This window comes from Massilia sp. 2TAF26, assembly GCF_052115005.1.
GTDB lineage: Bacteria > Pseudomonadota > Gammaproteobacteria > Burkholderiales > Burkholderiaceae_D > Telluria.
On sequence record NZ_JBFRFV010000016.1, the window covers coordinates 87,007 to 103,623 of the forward strand.

16 protein-coding genes are annotated in these 16,617 nt (G+C 66.8%); 11 read left to right on the top strand and 5 right to left on the bottom strand.

The window, feature by feature from the left end; genetic code table 11:
* Positions 1-191 precede the first annotated feature (191 nt).
* The 11 genes from AB4Z32_RS17230 (at position 192) to AB4Z32_RS17280 (ending at position 11,717) form a co-directional block, all read left to right on the top strand.
* Entirely contained in the window at positions 192-2,591 is a 2,400-nt protein-coding gene (locus tag AB4Z32_RS17230) for a TonB-dependent receptor (RefSeq protein WP_442123079.1), read from the top strand.
* Between the two features lie 66 nt (positions 2,592-2,657).
* Positions 2,658-3,530, top strand: a complete 873-nt coding sequence (locus AB4Z32_RS17235; RefSeq protein ID WP_442123080.1) for an alpha/beta fold hydrolase — start codon at positions 2,658-2,660, stop codon at positions 3,528-3,530.
* Between the two features lie 33 nt (positions 3,531-3,563).
* Positions 3,564-4,757 (top strand): substrate-binding domain-containing protein, encoded by a 1,194-nt coding sequence (locus tag AB4Z32_RS17240; protein WP_442123081.1) that lies wholly within the window; start codon positions 3,564-3,566, stop codon positions 4,755-4,757.
* Between the two features lies 1 nt (position 4,758).
* Entirely contained in the window at positions 4,759-5,538 is a 780-nt protein-coding gene (locus AB4Z32_RS17245; protein ID WP_442123082.1) for an ABC transporter ATP-binding protein, read from the top strand.
* Positions 5,531-6,256, top strand: coding sequence for an ABC transporter ATP-binding protein (locus AB4Z32_RS17250; RefSeq protein ID WP_442123083.1), 726 nt, complete (start codon positions 5,531-5,533; stop codon positions 6,254-6,256). Before AB4Z32_RS17245 ends, AB4Z32_RS17250 begins: the two co-directional genes overlap by 8 nt.
* Before the next feature lie 7 nt (positions 6,257-6,263).
* On the top strand, positions 6,264-7,289 hold the full coding sequence (locus AB4Z32_RS17255) for a branched-chain amino acid ABC transporter permease (RefSeq protein ID WP_442123084.1): 1,026 nt from the start codon (positions 6,264-6,266) through the stop codon (positions 7,287-7,289).
* Between the two features lie 2 nt (positions 7,290-7,291).
* On the top strand, positions 7,292-8,356 hold the full coding sequence (locus AB4Z32_RS17260; RefSeq protein ID WP_442123085.1) for a branched-chain amino acid ABC transporter permease: 1,065 nt from the start codon (positions 7,292-7,294) through the stop codon (positions 8,354-8,356).
* Positions 8,357-8,601: 245 nt separating this feature from the next.
* Complete coding sequence (locus AB4Z32_RS17265) at positions 8,602-9,267, top strand: choice-of-anchor J domain-containing protein (protein WP_442123086.1); 666 nt, start codon at positions 8,602-8,604, stop codon at positions 9,265-9,267.
* Positions 9,268-9,279: 12 nt separating this feature from the next.
* The gene (locus AB4Z32_RS17270; protein WP_442123087.1) at positions 9,280-9,720 is read left to right on the top strand and encodes a post-PEP-CTERM-1 domain-containing protein; all 441 of its coding nucleotides are present in this window, start codon (positions 9,280-9,282) and stop codon (positions 9,718-9,720) included.
* On the top strand, positions 9,707-11,179 hold the full coding sequence (locus tag AB4Z32_RS17275) for a PA domain-containing protein (RefSeq protein WP_442123088.1): 1,473 nt from the start codon (positions 9,707-9,709) through the stop codon (positions 11,177-11,179). Before AB4Z32_RS17270 ends, AB4Z32_RS17275 begins: the two co-directional genes overlap by 14 nt.
* A gap of 130 nt (positions 11,180-11,309) precedes the next feature.
* Positions 11,310-11,717, top strand: a complete 408-nt coding sequence (locus tag AB4Z32_RS17280; protein ID WP_442123089.1) for a hypothetical protein — start codon at positions 11,310-11,312, stop codon at positions 11,715-11,717.
* Positions 11,718-11,781: 64 nt separating this feature from the next.
* Here the strand turns inward: AB4Z32_RS17280 and ppa are convergent, their stop codons facing one another.
* From ppa to hemC, 5 genes are all read right to left on the bottom strand, one after another.
* Positions 11,782-12,318, bottom strand: coding sequence for an inorganic diphosphatase (gene ppa / locus AB4Z32_RS17285; RefSeq protein WP_442123090.1), 537 nt, complete (start codon positions 12,316-12,318; stop codon positions 11,782-11,784).
* A gap of 96 nt (positions 12,319-12,414) precedes the next feature.
* Positions 12,415-13,611, bottom strand: a complete 1,197-nt coding sequence (locus AB4Z32_RS17290) for a heme biosynthesis protein HemY (protein WP_442123091.1) — start codon at positions 13,609-13,611, stop codon at positions 12,415-12,417.
* Positions 13,612-13,621: 10 nt separating this feature from the next.
* On the bottom strand, positions 13,622-14,794 hold the full coding sequence (locus AB4Z32_RS17295; protein ID WP_442123092.1) for a uroporphyrinogen-III C-methyltransferase: 1,173 nt from the start codon (positions 14,792-14,794) through the stop codon (positions 13,622-13,624).
* A complete protein-coding gene (locus tag AB4Z32_RS17300) occupies positions 14,791-15,561 on the bottom strand; it encodes a uroporphyrinogen-III synthase (RefSeq protein WP_442123121.1) in 771 nt (256 codons plus the stop codon). Before AB4Z32_RS17300 ends, AB4Z32_RS17295 begins: the two co-directional genes overlap by 4 nt.
* On the bottom strand, positions 15,561-16,541 hold the full coding sequence (gene hemC, locus AB4Z32_RS17305; RefSeq protein ID WP_442123093.1) for a hydroxymethylbilane synthase: 981 nt from the start codon (positions 16,539-16,541) through the stop codon (positions 15,561-15,563). The genes AB4Z32_RS17300 and hemC overlap by 1 nt, the downstream gene beginning before the upstream one ends.
* Between the last annotated feature and the right edge of the window lie 76 nt (positions 16,542-16,617).

The window sequence follows — 16,617 nt, forward strand, 5'->3', positions numbered from 1 at the left end:
GGCCGCCTACCGCCAGAGTGAGACCCGGCGTTTTCAGGTCACACATGGGTGCGTCTCAAAACATCCCTGTGCATTTTTGCACACCTGTTGAGCGCGTTGTTATCTATTCAACCAGTCTTGTGCGGGGCAAACTTCCCTCCGTGCGAAAAAACCTGAACGCATGCGCTATCAATAATATTAGGAGACATACAATGCGTCGTACCGAAAACAGACTGATGCTGCTGAACCGTTCCGCCATCTCCACCGCCGTCCTGCTGGCGCTCTACGGCGCCGCGGTCGGGGTAGCCCATGCCCAGGAAGGTGCGGACGCCGCCGCCAGCGCCGCGCCCGCCGCCACCGCCACCGCCAACGCCAATGCCAATGCCAACGGCGACAACATCAACCAGGTGGTCGTCACCGCCCGCCGCCGCGCCGAACTGATCCAGGACGTGCCGGGCGCCGTCACCGCCATCTCCGGCGCCGAGCTGGAAAAGCAGGCCGTGCCCGACATCACCGCCCTGACCGACTCCACCCCGAACACCACCCTGAAGGCGTCGCGCGGCACCAATACCACGCTGACCGCCTTCATCCGCGGCATCGGCCAGCAGGATCCGGTCGCCGGCTACGAGCAGGGTGTCGGCATCTACCTCGACGACGTCTACCTGGCCCGTCCGCAAGGCGCCCTCACCGACATCTACGACCTCGAACGCATCGAAGTGCTGCGCGGCCCGCAAGGCACCCTGTACGGCCGCAACACCATCGGCGGCGCCGTCAAGTACGTGACCCGCAAGCTGGCGCCGAAGCCCACCCTGGACGCCAAGCTCACCTTCGGCAACTACGGCGAGAAGGACCTGGTGGTCAAGGGCAGCATGCCGATCTCCGACATCCTGCGCATCGGCGCCACCGTCGGCACCTTCAACCGCGACGGTTTCGGCCACAACATCCTGAACGGCCGCCAGAACTACAACAAGGACGTGGTCGCCGGCCGCGTCAGCCTCGAGCTGACCCCGACCCCGGAGCTGTTCATCCGCCTGGCCACCGACAAGACCGTCGACGATTCCGAGGCGCGCCAGGGCCGGCGCCTGACCCTGGGCCCGGCACCTGGCAATATCCAGCCGGCCTCCGGCACCTACGACACCCGCGCCAACCTGTACAAGGTGCTGGGCCACGAGCAGCAGGTCACCACCGAAGGCAGCTCGCTGCTGGCCGAATACACGATCAACCCGACCCTGTCGGTGAAGTCGATCACCGCCTACCGCAAGTCGAAGTCCTATGCGCCGATCGACTTCGATTCGCTCGAACTGCCGCTGTGGGAAGCGCCGTCCTTCTACAAGGACAACCAGACCAGCCAGGAATTCCAGCTGACCTACACCGGCGACAAGGTGCAGGGCGTGGCCGGCCTGTTCTACATGAAGACCAATGCCTACAACGACTTCGACGTGCTGTACAACGCCGCCGGCGGCCTGTCGCTGCTGACCCACGACGACATCGACTCCAAGACCTGGGCCGCCTACGCCGACGCCAGCTACAACGTGACCGATGCCTTCAGCGTCACGGTGGGCGGCCGGTATACCGAGGACGAGCGCCGCGCCGAGATCTTCAAGCAGACCTACCTGGGCCTGAACGATTCGCCGCGCCTGGGCAATGCCGGCGCTGTCGCCTTCGGCGCGCCGAACACCAACCTCGGCAAGGATGCCCTGCACCGCACCGACAAGAAGTTCACGCCGAAACTCGGCTTCGGCTACAAGCTGACCCCGGAACACAATCTGTACACCACCTGGTCGAAGGGCTTCAAGGGCGGCATGTTCGATCCGCGCATGGACCTGGCCGCCACCGGCGGCCCGAACTCCGTGGTGTCGCTGGCCAAGCGCCGTGGCGTCGACCCTGAGGAAGTCAGCAGCATCGAACTGGGCGTGAAGTCGTCGATGAACGGCGGCCGCCTGCAGACCAATGCCGCGGTCTTCTACACCGACTACAAGAACGTGCAGATCCCGGGTTCGATCCCGACCTATGCCGCCGACGGCAGCGTGAACGGCTTCGCCGGCAGCCTGACCAACGCGGGCAAGGCCAAGATCAAGGGCCTGGAACTGGAAGCGGTCGCCTACCTGACCAACCAGCTCAGCGTGAACGCGATGTACAGCTACATCGACGCCAAGTACAACGAGTGGATGGTGGCGAACGGCGCCAGCCTGGTGAACATCGCCGGCAGCACCGAGTTCCAGAACACCCCGAAGAACTCGGCCAACATCGCCATCAACTACGACTGGCCGGTCAGCATCATGGGCCGTTCGGGTTCGATGAGCTTCATGAACAGCGTCTCCTACAAGAGCAAGGTGTACCAGACCGAGATCGCGCGCAGCACCGGCGTGGCCACCCTGGACGCGACCATCCCCGGCAACCTGATGCTGGCCCAGGATGGCTATGCGCTGTGGGATGCGGGCGTGGTCTGGACCAGTTCGGACCGCAAGATCCAGGTCGGACTGCATGGCCGCAACCTGGCCGACAAGCGCTACAAGACCGCCGGCTACAACTTCTCCGGCTTCTTCAATACCGTGACCGCGTTCTACGGGGACCCGCGCACCGTGCGCGCCACCCTCAACGTGAAGTTCTGATCGCCCCGCCCGATGGCTGCAGGGCGTCCCGCGGGGCGCCCTTTTTTAAAATCACAACGGGCTCCAATGTCCAACTACACTGAAATCAGCTTTACTAGTGATGACGGCCTGCAGCTGTACGCACGCGATTACGCCTCCGCCTCGGGACCCGCGCGCCTGCCAGTGATCTGCATCCACGGCCTGACCCGCAACTCGGCCGACTTCGACGAACTCGCGCCGATGATCGCGGCGTTGTCGCGGCGCGTGCTGGCGCTCGACGTGCGCGGACGCGGACGCTCGCAGCGCGATCCCGATCCCGACAACTACAACCCGAACGTCTATGCCGGCGACGTGGTCAAGCTGATGTCCGACCTCGGCATCGCCCGCGCGGTCTTCATCGGCACCTCGATGGGCGGCCTGATCACGATGGCGCTGGCGGCCCGGGACATCGAGCTGATCGCCGCCGCCATCATCAACGACATCGGTCCGGTGCTGTCCGAAAAAGGCCTGGCGCGCATCGCCGGCTATGCCGGCAAGACCGCCTCGCTGGCGTCCTGGAACGACGCCGCCCGCCACGTCAAGGACATCAACCTGTGCGCCTTCCCCGACAACTCCGATGCGGAGTGGGACAAGTGGGCGCGCCGCGCCTTCGAGCAGGACGGCGAGGGCCGGCTGGCGCCGCGCTACGATCCAAACATTGCCATTGCATTACAAACCGGTAAACTCCGTCCGACGTCCCTGGCGGGCCGCATGGCCTTCCGGCGGCTGGCGCGCAAGCGTCCCGTCCTGCTGGTGCGCGGCGAGCTGTCCGACCTGCTGGAGCCGCGCCAGTCCGACTGGATGCGGCGCGCCGCCCCCGGCATGCAGTACGTCGAAGTGCCCCAGGTCGGCCATGCGCCGATGCTGACCGAACCGGCGGCACTCGAGGCGATCGCCCGCTTCCTGGCGACCGTGCCCTGAATAAAACGCAGTAAGAGAAACGAGGAGACCCACATGACCCGCATCAAGCCCCTCCCAACTGCCCTGCTGGCAGCCTTCATCGCCACCGCCGGCGGCAGCGCCCTCGCCGCGCCCGATCTCAAGGTCGCCCTCATCGCCGGCAAGACCGGCGCCCTGGAATCCTATGCCAAGGAAACCGAGACCGGCTTCATGATGGGCCTCGAGTACCTGACCGGCGGGAAGATGGAAATCAACGGCCGCAAGATCAAGGTGATCGTCAAGGACGACCAGGGCAAGCCGGACCTCGGCCGCACGCTGCTGGCCGAAGCCTACGGCGACGACAAGGTCGACCTCGCGGTCGGCACCACCTCGTCCGGCTCGGCGCTGGCGATGCTGCCGGTGGCCAAGGAATACAAGAAGGTGCTGATCGTCGAACCGGCGGTGGCCGACGAGATCACCGGCGCCAAGTGGAACAAGTACATCTTCCGTACCGCGCGCAACTCGATGCAGGACGCGCTGGCCGCCGCCTCGACCCTGAAGAGCGGCAGCGTGGCCTTCCTGGCCCAGGACTATGCCTTCGGCCGCGACGCCATCAAGGCCGGCAAGGAAGCCCTGGCCGCCACCGGCAGCAAGGCCAATGTCGTGCACGAGGAATACGCGCCGGCCGCCTCGACCGACTTCACCGCGCCCACCCAGCGTTTGTTCGACGCCCTCAAGGACAAGCCGCAGCCGCGCGTGCTGGCCATCGTCTGGGCCGGCCCGAACCCGCTGAACAAGATCGCCGACATGAAGCCCGAGCGCTACGGCATCACGCTGGCCCCGGGCGGCAACATCCTGCCGGTGATGAAGACCTGGAAGGCCTACGCCGGCACCGAAGGCACCATCTATTACTACTACGGCTTCCCGAAGAACAAGATGAACGACTGGCTGGTGGCCGAGCACACCAGGCGCTTCAAGGCCCCGCCCGACATGTTCACGGCGGGCGGCATGGCGGCGGCCGGCGCGGTCTATGCGGCGCTGTCGAAGGTGCCGAACGCGAACGGCGACCAGCTGGCGGCGGCGATGGAAGGCATGTCCTTCGAGACGCCGAAGGGCACCATGACCTTCCGCAAGGAAGACCACCAGGCCCTGCAGCCGATGTACCACTTCCGCATCAAGAAGGACCAGAAGAACGAGTGGGACCTGCTGGAACTGGTGCGCGAGATCCCGGCCAGCGAACTGCCGCTGCCGGTGCGGAACAAGCGCTGACATGGCGGACAAGGAACGACAGGCGCAGCCTTCCCTCGCGACCCGCGACCTGACGATCCGCTTCGGCGGCCACGTCGCGGTGAACGGGGTGACGGCCGCGTTCTACCCGGGCACCCTGACCGTGATCGTCGGCCCCAACGGCGCCGGCAAGACCACCTACTTCAATCTCATCTCCGGCCAGCTGGCGGCGACATCCGGCAGCGTGCACGTGGCCGGCCGCGACGTGACCCGCTACAAGGCGGCGCAACGCACCCGCCTCGGCGTGGGCCGCGCGTTCCAGCTCACGAATCTTTTCCCTCACCTGACGGTGCTGGAGAACGTGCGCCTGGCGGTGCAGAGCCGCGCCGGCATCGGCCTGAACATGTTCTCGGTCTGGTTCGGCCACAAGGAGATCATCGCGCGCGCCGAGCACTACCTCGAGCGCGTGTCGATGATCGCCAAACGCGACGTACTGGTGGGCACCCTGCCCCACGGCGACCAGCGCAAGCTCGAAGTGGCGATCCTGCTGGCGCTGGAACCGGAGATCCTGATGTTCGACGAGCCGACCGCCGGCATGAGCGTGGACGAGGTCCCGGTGGTGCTCGACCTGATCCATCAAGTCAAGGCCGAGCGCAACAGGACCGTGCTGCTGGTCGAGCACAAGATGGACGTGGTGCGTTCGCTGGCCGACCGCATCATCGTGCTGCACAACGGCACCCTGGTCGCGGACGGCGAGCCGCGCGAAGTCATGCAATCGAAAATCGTACAGGAAGCCTATCTTGGAACTCCGGAACATGTCTGAGCCGATCCTGACCCTGTCCGGCGTGCACACCCACATCGGCCAGTACCACATCCTGCAGGGCGTCGACCTGGTGGTGCCGCGCGGCGGCCTGGCGGTCCTGCTGGGCCGCAACGGCGCCGGCAAGACCACCACCCTGCGCACCATCATGGGCCTGTGGAAGGCCAGCGCCGGCAGCATCGTCTTCGACGGCCGCGACATCACCAGGATGTCGACCCCGGACATCGCGCGCGCCGGCATCGCCTACGTCCCCGAGAGCATGGCCGTGTTTTCCGAACTGACGGTGCGCGAGAACCTCTACCTGGCGGCCCGCAACGGCGCGCTGGATGAGGCGCGCGTCGACTGGATCTGCGGCTTCTTCCCGGCCCTGAAGAAATTCTGGAACTACCCGGCCGGCAACCTGTCCGGCGGCCAGAAGCAGATGGTGGCGATCGCCCGCGCGATCGTCGAGCCGAGGAAGCTGCTGCTGGTGGACGAACCGACCAAGGGCCTGGCCCCCGCCATCGTGCAGAGCCTGATGATGGCTTTCCGCGAGCTGAAGGACACCAACACCACCATCCTGCTGGTCGAGCAGAACTTCAATTTCGTTCGCAGCCTCGGCGATACCGTCAGCGTGATGGACGACGGCCGGGTCGCGCATGCCGGCCTGATGCACGACCTGGCCGGGGACGAGGCGCTGCAGCAGCGCCTGCTCGGCCTTTCACTGGATTCCCATCAATGAGCCATCAATGAGCGCAACCCTTCCCATCTCCCAATCCCAGGCGGAGGCCCCGCTGCCGGCGGCCCGGCGCGACCTCGCGCCCCTGCTGCTGGTCCCGGCGCTGGCCCTGGCCGTGCTGCCCTTCGTCTCCCTGCCGACCTGGCTCACCCTGACCGTGGCCGGACTCGCCATGGGCATGATGATCTTCATCATGGCCAGCGGCCTGACCCTCGTGTTCGGCCTGATGAGCGTGCTGAACTTCGGCCACGGCGCCTTCGTCTCGGTCGGCGCCTTCAGCGCCACCATGGTGCTGCTGCCGATGCGCGGCTGGCTCGAAGCCGATTCCCTGCTCGCCAACCTCGGCGTGCTGGGCCTGGCCGTGCTGGTCGCCATGCTGGTGACGGCACTGATCGGCTGGGCCTTCGAACGCATCGTCATCATGCCGGTCTACGGCCAGCACTTGAAACAGATCCTGATCACCATGGGCGGCATGATCGTGTCCGAGCAGCTGATCAACGTGATCTGGGGCGCCGAGCAGATCCCGCTGCCCCTGCCCGCCACCCTGCGCGGCGCCATCTTCATCGGCGACGCCGCGATCGAGAAATACCGCCTGCTGGCGGTGGTGGTCGGCCTGCTGGTCTTTGCCGCGATGTTCCTGACCTTGAACCGCACCAAGATCGGCCTCTTGATCCGTGCCGGCGTCGAGAACGGCGAAATGGTCGAAGCCATGGGCTATCGCATCCGCCGCCTGTTCGTCGGCGTGTTCGCGGCTGGCTCAAGCCTGGCCGGCCTGGGCGGCGTGATGTGGGGCCTGTACAAGGAAACCCTGGTCGCCAGCATGGGCAGCGAAGTCATGATCATGGTGTTCATCGTCGTCATCATCGGCGGCCTGGGCTCGGTGGGCGGCTGCTTCATCGGCTCCCTGCTGATGGCCCTGCTGGCCAACTATGCCGGCTTCCTGGCGCCCAAGGTGGCGCTGGTGTCCAATATCGTGCTGATGATCGCCATCCTGCTATGGCGTCCGGCCGGCCTGTATTCGAAGTCGCGAGGCTGAGCATGCTGATCAAACTTCTTTCCGGCGACCTGCCGCGCAGCCGCGCGCTGACCGCCCTCCTGCTCCTGACCCTGCTGGGACTGCTGCTGGCGCCCTTCCTGTTCAGCGGCGCGCGGCCGCTGAACACCGCGGCGACCATCTGCGTCTACATCGTGCTGGTGGCGTCCTACGACCTGCTGCTGGGCTATACGGGGATCGTCTCCTTCGCCCACACCATGTTCTACGGCATCGGCGCCTACGGCGTCGGCATCGCCCTGGCGAGCAGCGAGGAGCCCAGCTGGGGCATCGTCTTCGCCGGCATCGGCCTGGCCCTGCTGCTGACCGTCGTGCTGGCCTTCGTGATCGGCCTGTTCGCGCTGCGCGTGCGCGCCATCTTCTACGCCATGATCACGCTGGCGGTGGCGTCCTCGTTCGCGGTGCTGGCGTCCCAGCTGTCCGACTTCACGGGCGGCGAGGACGGCCGCACCTTCAGCGTGCCCGAGCTGCTGTCGCCCGGCTTCACCCTGGTCGAGAACGAGGTCTTCGGGCGCTCGATCGACGGCAAGCTGATCACTTACTACATCGTGTTCCTCGGCTGCCTGGTCCTCTTCCTGTTCCTGCTGCGCCTGGTGAATTCGCCCTTCGGCCGCGTGCTGCAGGCGATCCGCGAGAACGAGTTCCGCGCCGAGGCGCTGGGCTACCGCACCGTGGTCTACCGCATCTGGGCCAATGTGCTGGCCGCCGTCGTGGCCGCCCTGGCCGGCGCCCTGATGGCTCTTTGGCTGCGCTATGTCGGCCCGAAGACGTCGCTCGGCTTCGAGGTGATGACCGACATCCTGCTGATCGTCGTGATCGGCGGCATGGGCACCATGTACGGCGCGGTGGTCGGCGCCGCCCTCTTCATCATCGCGCAGAACTACCTGAAGACCCTGATGGGCCAGGCCTCCGAGGCGCTGTCCAGCCTGCCGATGCTGGCCGCCGCCCTGCATCCCGACCGCTGGATGCTGTGGCTGGGCGTGCTGTTCATCCTCTCGATCTACTTCTTCCCGATCGGCATCGTCGGCAAGCTGCGGTTCCGCCGCAAATGATGCCCCGTCGCTCCCGCTTTCGCGGGAGCGACATGCCTCATTCTCTCCGCCTCTTTCGTCCCGCCCCAGTCCCACTCCACGCCCCCTTCCAGCCAGCGCGGCGGTACTTCCAAAGTCCAGCCCGCACCTTAGTTGGATATCAACGCCTGTTGTCATCTCGATCATATGATGAGTTCAGCATGGCCTCGTCGATCAGCCAGCGCGAGCGGTTCACCATCCTACTGGCTAACAGGAAAGGGCTTTCAATGAAACCCGTCAACAATGTGATTGCGGCAGCGGCCTTCTCGCTGGCCGCGATCGGCGCCCCGGCCGCGCAGGCCGAAGGGGTCGAAGTACTCAACGAAGGATTCGGCAATGTCGGCGGCCTGAGCGGATGGGCCCAGGTCAACAACAGCCTGCCGGCGGCGGGCGATGGCTGGTTCCAGGGCAACACCGCCATCTTCTCCGCCCAGGCCGGCGCCGCCGACGCCTATGCCGCCGCCAACTTCCTCGGCGCGGCCAACGGCATGGGCACGGTCGACAACTGGCTGATCACCCCGACCCTGAACCTGTCGGGCATCACGGTGCTGAACTTCGCTACCCGCTACTCTGCCGATCCCGGCTTCAACGACCTGCTCGAAGTGCGCTTCTCGTCCGGTTCAAGCCTGGATCCGGCCGGCTTCACCACCATCCTCACCACCATCGGCGGGAATGCCGACTACCCCACCGACTGGCAGCAGTTCAGCGCCACGCTGGACGCCAGCGGCACCGGGCGCTTCGCCTTCCGCTACCATGGACCGGCCGACACCCTGAGCTACGTCGGCCTGGATTCGGTCAGCGTGGTGACCGCGGTGCCCGAGCCGTCCGCCTGGGCGATGCTGGGCGCCGGCCTCGGCCTGCTCGGCCTGCGCCGCCGTAAATCGCAAGCCTGACCGGAGGATGCCATGTCCAGACAGAAGATGATGACCATGAGCATGCTGGCCGCGCTGTGCGTGCCGGCTTCGCTTGCCATGCACGCCAAGGCCGCCGGCCAGCAGGAAAAGCAGGACCGGGGCGACCGCCAGGAAGGCATGGTGGTGGTGCGCGATCCGCAGACCGGCAAGATGCGGGCGCCGACGCCGGAAGAACTGCGCGTCCTGCGCGCCAAGGCGCCGCCCTCGGCCGCCGCGCTGAGCGGCACGCCGCAGCAGAACAAGGCCCTGACGCGGCGCGACGGCGCGCGCGGCGTGCGCCTGGGCGAGAAGAACCTGGTCTACGAGGTCGTCACGCGCGGCCCGGACGGCAAGCTGAGCAGCCAGTGCGTGCAGGGTGATGCCGCCGCCGACGATGCGCTGCACCATCCCGCCAACGCCGAGCACAAGGAGCACAGCCATGAAGCCCGCTGACAAGCCGAATGGCCATCCACGCCTGCAGCAGGCCGCCGGCGCCGCCGTCGCCACCATCGCCCTGGCCCTGGCGCTGGCCATCGGCGCCGTCACCAGCGCGCATGCGGCCGCCAACATCGTGATCGTCAACCTGAACGATCCCGGCGTCGGCTTCAACGACCCGACCCCGGCCACCCCGGTCGGCGGCAATCCCGGCACCACCCTGGGCCAGCAGCGCCTGGTCGCCTTCCAGAACGCCGCCGGCCTCTGGGGCTCGACCCTGAGCAGCAACGTCACGATCCGCATCGGCGCTTCCTTCGTGCCGCTGTCCTGCACCGCCACCAGCGCTGTGCTGGGCTCGGCCGGCGCCAACGAGATCTGGAGCGACTTTCCGAACGCGCCGCGCGCCAATACCTGGTATCCGAGCGCCCTGGCCAGCAAGCTGGCCGGCGAAGACGTCGCCACCCCGGGTCAGCCGCACATCATCGCGCGTTTCAATTCGCGTCTGGGCCTGTTTTCGGACTGCCTGCCCGGCTCCGGCTTCTACCTCGGCCTGGACCGCAACTTCGGCGACCAGATCGACCTCGTCACCGTGCTGCTGCACGAGTTCGCCCACGGCCTGGGCTTCCAGACCTTCACCGACGACGAGACCGGCCAGGAGATCATGGACATTCCCTCGATCTGGGACTACTACCTGCTGAACAACCAGACCAAGCGCACCTGGGTCGAGAGCACCGCCGCCGAGCGCGCCCATTCGGCCGTGACCTGGCGCGGACTGTCGTGGAACGGTCCACGCGTGACCGCCGCCGTGCCCCAGGTGCTGGCGCCGATGTCGAACCTGGCGGTCTCCGGCAGCGCCGCCGGCCAGGCCGCCGGCAACTACGAGGTCGGCGACGCCTCCTTCGGCCCGCCGCTGGCGAATCCGCCGGTGAGCGGCCAGCTGATGCCGGTGGTCGACCAGGGCGACGGCAACGGCCTGGCCTGCACGCCGCTGAGCGCCCTGAACGCGCTGGCCGTACGCGGCAACATCGCCCTGGTCGACCGCGGCAGCTGCGACTTCGTCACCAAGGCGAAGAACGTGCAGACCGCCGGCGCGATCGGCATGGTGGTGGCGGACAATCAGCCGGGCGACGTCACCGGCATGAGCGGCAACGATCCGACCATCGCCATCCCCTCGGTGCGCATCACCCAGGCCAACGGGGTGTCGATCAAAGCCAGCCTGCAGCGCCGCTCGCGCACTCAGTCGGGCGTGGTCGCCAGCCTGGGCATCAACCAGAACCGGCTGGCCGGCACCGATGCGCAGGGCCGGATCCTGATGTACACGCCGACCATCTACTCGCCCGGCTCGACGGTGTCGCACTACACCACCGAGACCAAGCCGAACCAGCTGATGGAACCGTCGATCAACGACGACCTGACGCATGACGTGACGCCGCCGCGCGATTTGACCTATCCGCTGCTGCAGGACATTGGCTGGTGACGAGCGGCTGGTGAGGAGAAGCAGGCCACCCAGGGGTTGTGTTGATGTGTAATTCCGGCAATTATTTATAACTTGTTGTAAAATTGCCTGGAATCAACATTATCTAAAAATACAAACCTGGGGGTCGGCAATGTGGCGATATCTGAAAGTCTTTCTGGTCGCTGTCGTCGTGATCGCGGTAGCGAAAACCTTCATCCACGACAGGCAGGGCAAGCGGGCCGACGAGGAAATTCCTCAGCTCGTGGCCAAGCAGCAGGCCATGCTGCCGGTGAAGATCAGTGACCAGATCGAGCTGACCGACGTTTCCTACGAAAACAGGACGCTGCACTACGACGCCAAGTCCAGCACCTGGTTCGAACGCTCGCCGGAAGAAGCGCAGTCGGTCGAGCAAGGCCTCAAGACGAAGTATTGCAAGGACATGACGGCCTTCGTGAACGCCGGCGTCTCGGTCGAATTCGAGATCCGGATCCCGCCGAAGACGCTCAACGACCACACCAGCACCACCCGGGTCGCGCTGCATCCGGACGACTGCCGCTGAATAAAGCAGCGACCATGAAAAAAGCCGGGCAAGCCCGGCTCTGTTTTTTCAGCAAAGACTTCGATTATTTCGCCTGTGCGTCGTAGGTCTTCACGCCGTTGAGGATCTCGGCCTTGGCGCCTTCCGGGCCTTCCCAGCCTTCGACCTTGACCCACTTGCCCTTCTCCAGGTCCTTGTAGTGCTCGAAGAAGTGCTGGATCTGGCGCAGGGTCAGTTCCGGCACGTCTTCATGGGTCTTGATGTTGGCGTACAGCGGAGCCAGCTTCTCGACCGGCACGGCCAGGACCTTCGAGTCGCCGCCGGCTTCGTCGGTCATCTTCAGCACGCCCAGCGCGCGGCAACGCACCACCACGCCCGGGATCAGCGGGAACGGGGTGATCACCAGCACGTCGCAGGGGTCGCCGTCGTCGGCGATGGTGTTCGGAACGTAGCCGTAGTTGCACGGATAGTGCATCGCGGTGCCCATGAAGCGGTCGACGAAGATCGCGCCGGATTCCTTGTCCACTTCGTATTTGACCGGGTCGCCGTTCATCGGGATTTCGATGACGACATTGAAATCGTTCGGCACGTCGCGGCCGGCGTTGACGTTGTTCAGGCTCATGGTGGTCCTTGCTTGGTTGCTGTAGGAATAATAAAGGGGGCCATTATAGCGAATCGGCCTGGGCTTGTGCGCCGCACAAGCCCGAGCGGACGCCGCTTACAGCACCGTCGCCAGCGCGCACTGGCGGAAATGGCGGCTCGCCTCGTCCTGCTGGCCGAGGGCTTCGTGCAATTGAGCAAGCTTCAGATGGGCTTCGCGCACGTGCTCCGGATTGGTCGCATCGACCAGCGCGTCCTCCAGGTAGCGCTGGGCCTTGCCCCACAGCTTCTGGCGCAGGCACAGCGCGCCCAGAGTCAGGGCCAGCTCGGGGTCGCCCGGGTGCTCGCGCAGCCAGCCCTCGCACTTCTCGATCTGTGCCAGCAGCGTGGCCGAGCCTTCCGGGCCGGCGGCTTCGCGGTAGGCGCGCACCACGCGCTCGTCCCACTCGGACGCCAAGGCGTTCTCGACGATCAGGCGGGCTTCGTCGTGCAGGCCGCGCGCATTGAAGGCGCTAGCGGCGCGCGCCGCGATATACGGCTTGCAGCGGTCCACGTTCGGCACCGTCGACCACATGCGGCGCAGCGATTCGGCATCGTGGCCGCCTTCCGACAGCAGGGCCTCGTAGGCCATCTCGCGCAGGCGGCTCGACAGCGCCGGATGCAGGGCGTTGCGCTTGTCCAGGGTGCGCACCAGGCGCAGCACCTCGGGCCAGTTGCGCGCCTGCTGGTTGGCCTTCATCGCCCACTGCAGGGCGTGGATGTGGCGCTGGCCGCTGGCGTTCAGCTCGGCCACGGCTTCCAGCGCGCCTTCCGGCTTGTGCTCGTCGACCAGCAGTTCGGTCACCGTCATCAGGCGCGCGGTCTTGAGCGACTGGTCGTGCACGATCCCGGCCAGCCAGGCGTCGCGGCGCGCCGGTTCGCGCATGCGGTGGGCGGCGCGGGCGCCGATCAGGGCCGCCAGGCCGGCGTTCTCGGGCAGTTCGGCGGCGCGCTTGGCGGCCTTTTCGGCGTGGCCGAAGCGGCCCTCGAACAGGGCTTTCAGGGCTTCGCGCAGGCCGCGGTTGGCTTCGCGCTCGCGCTTGCGCTGGCGGTACTCGGCCACGCGCTCGGGCATGCCGAGGGTGGCGCGCACCGCGCGCAACAGCACGTAGAGCACCAGGAACAGCAGCGCCGCCAGCACCACGAACAGGTTCAGCGACAGATCGATCCGGTGCGGCGGGTAGAAGAACACCACGTTGCCGGGGTTGAAGCGGGCGGTCACGGCGATGCCGATCGCCGTCGCCATCAGGGCGACCAACCAGAGGAGCAAGCGCATCGTCAGCTCCTCATGGTTTCGATTTGTAGTTGCGCACCGCGTTCAGGCTCTCCGACAGGTCCGGCACCTCGATGGTGACGTTGTTGGCCTGGACCTGGCGCAGCAGTGCCTGCACCGACTGGGTCGAGCGCGCCTTGGTGTCGAAATACCGCGCCAGCGTCTCCTGGGCGCTGCCGATATCGTCGCGGAAGGTGCCTTCGTTGCGCGACAGCAGGGCCAGGCGCGCGTTCAGCAGGCGCAGCTTGAGGTTCTCGCGCACGAAATAGGCCTCGCCCGGCGACAGCATCAGCGCCTCCGGATGGTCGACGGTGCGCACGCGGATCAGCTGGCGCATGTCGTCCCACATCTCCTGGCTCCAGTTGCGCCAGGTGCCGATCATGCGCCGGCCCAGCGACATCTCTTCCGCCGGGACCGCGTTCGCACCGGCCACCGCGCCGGTCGCCGGCTTTGCCGCCTTTGCCGGCGGATTCACGCGGGTCTGCGCGATCGGCTCGGCCGGCTTCTCGTCGGCCAGCAGCGGCAGGTTGTCGATCTGCGAGATCGCGTTGTCGAGGCGCAGGGCGATGCCGGCCTGGTCGACCTGGGGCAGCGCCTTCAGCTTGTCGATGTCGCGCGCGATCGCGCGGCGGATCGTGATGAACTGCGGCTTGTCGGAGCGCGACAGCGAGCGGTCGGCGTTGGCAAGCGCGATCAGGGCGCCCTGCACGTTGCCGGCCAGCTGCAGCTGCTGGCTGGCGGTCGACAGCACCTGCTCGATCTCGGACAGCGCCCATTCGTCGCGGTTCTTCGAGATGTCCTGGTACATCTGCTCGAGCGCGGCCTGCTGGCTGGCCGACTCGGTCTGGCGGCTTTCCAGCACGCCGACCTTGACCTGCAGCTCCTTGGCCGTCTCCTGGGTGTCTGCCAACCGCTGGGACGTCTCGGCGTTGGCGGCGTTATCCTTCTGCAGGGTCTTGGCGACGTCTTCGCGCAGCTTGTTGAAGCGGCTGTGGGTCGACCAGGTCTGCAGTCCCAGCAGCAGGGCCAGCACGATGATGGCGACGTTCTGCGGCTTGTTCAGCAGCCCGCCCACGCGGGGGCCTTCCGGCACGCGCGGTTCGGCGGGCGAAGGCGAGATATAGGTCTCCGGGACCACCTGGCCGCCCGTGCTCGGTTGTTCGGAATGTTTGGGCAATTCGTTCATGCTTGTGATTGTAACGCGGCAAGGAGGCGTTCGTCGCCGGAACCGGTGAGGACCAGCTGTTCGAACCCGAGCGCGAGCGCCGTCTCGTGGATGCGCGCATGCGGCACGATCAGGCGCTGGCGCCGCAGCCGCTGTGGGGACTCGCCCATGCGCTCGACCAGGGATACCAGTCCGCGCAGGGCTTCCGAACTCGTGATTATCCAGTCGTTCGGCGCGGCCAGCAAGCCGGACAGCTGTTCGGCCAGCGCCTGGGTCAGCTCGGGCACCGCGCGACGGTAGGCCGTTACCGTCTCGACCGTGGCGCCGGCGCCGCGCAGCGCGTCCGGCATCAGCTCGCGCCCGCCGTCGCCGCGCACCACCAGCACGCGGCGGCCGGCCAGCGCCCGCAGGTCGAGCGCCTGCAGCAAGTGTTCGGAATCGCTGTGGGCCGGGTCTGCCGGGCAATGGACGCGCACGCCGGCATCCGGCACGCCGTACCTGGCCAGCGCCGCGCGGCTGCCTTCGCCGACCACGCCGATGTCGACGCCCTCGGGCCAGTGCGCGAGGTGGGCAAAGGCGGCGTCGATCGCGTTCGGCGAGACGAACACCACCAGCGCATAGGCGTCCAGGCCGGCCAGCACCCGGCGCAGCCCGCCCTGCTCCGTTTCAGAAAGCGGCGAGATCTCCAGCAGCGGCAGCAGCACCGGCCTGCGGCCGAGGGCGGCCACGGCGCGCGCCAGCGGCTCGGCCTGCTGGCGGGGACGGGTGATGACGACCGCGCCGGTCATCAGGGTGCGGCCGACTCGGCCTTGCACTCGGCCAGGATGGCGTCGGCGTCCTGTTCGCGCAGGCGGTCCGATACCTGCTGGCCCAGCTGTTCAGGTCCGTCCACCGGACCGTGGCTTTCGGCGAAGGCGCTGCGGCGTCCGTCCGGGGTCGCGACCATGGCGCGCAGGTGCAGCGTGGCGCCGTCGACGGTAGCGTGGGCGGCCAGCGGGATCTGGCAGCTGGCGCCGAACACGCGCGAGACCTTGCGTTCGGCGGCCACGGCGCGCGACGTATCGTCGTGGTTCAGCGGCGCCAGCAGTGCGCGCAGGTCGACGCCGTCGCTGCGTTCGGCGGAAGCGATCTCGATCGCCATCGCACCCTGGCCGGCAGCCGGCAGGCTTTCTTCCAGCGGCAGACAGGCGCGGATGCGGCTTCCCAGGCCCAAGCGCTTGAGCCCGGCGGCGGCCAGGATGATGGCGGCGTAGTCGCCGCGGTCGAGCTTGCCGAGGCGGGTGTCGAGGTTGCCGCGCAGCGGCTTGATCACCAGCTGCGGATAGCGCGCCGCGATCAGGGCCTGGCGGCGCAGGCTGCTGGTGCCAACCACGCTGCCGGCCGGCAGTCCGGCCAGGCTGGCGTAGTCGTTCGAGACGAAGGCGTCGCGCGGATCCTCGCGTTCGAGTACGGCGGCCAGTTCGAAGCCTTCCGGCAATTCCATCGGCACGTCCTTGAGCGAGTGCACCGCCAGGTCGGCCCGGCCCTCCTGCATCGCGACCTCGAGCTCCTTCACGAACAGGCCCTTGCCGCCGACCTTGGACAGGGTGCGGTCGAGGATCTGGTCGCCGCGGGTGGTCATGCCGAGAATATCGATTTGGCAATGCGGATATAATGCCGCGAGGCGGTCGCGCACGTGCGTGGCCTGCCACATGGCCAGCCGGCTCTCGCGGGATGCGATAATGAGGCGGGTTGGAACGCGCTGCGTCGTGTCGTTATTAGCGTTCAAAACAATTTCTTTCACTGTCGTTGTGCCAGGATCGGCCGACGCCGGTTGGCGGCATGCCTGCAACCACAAATTCTAG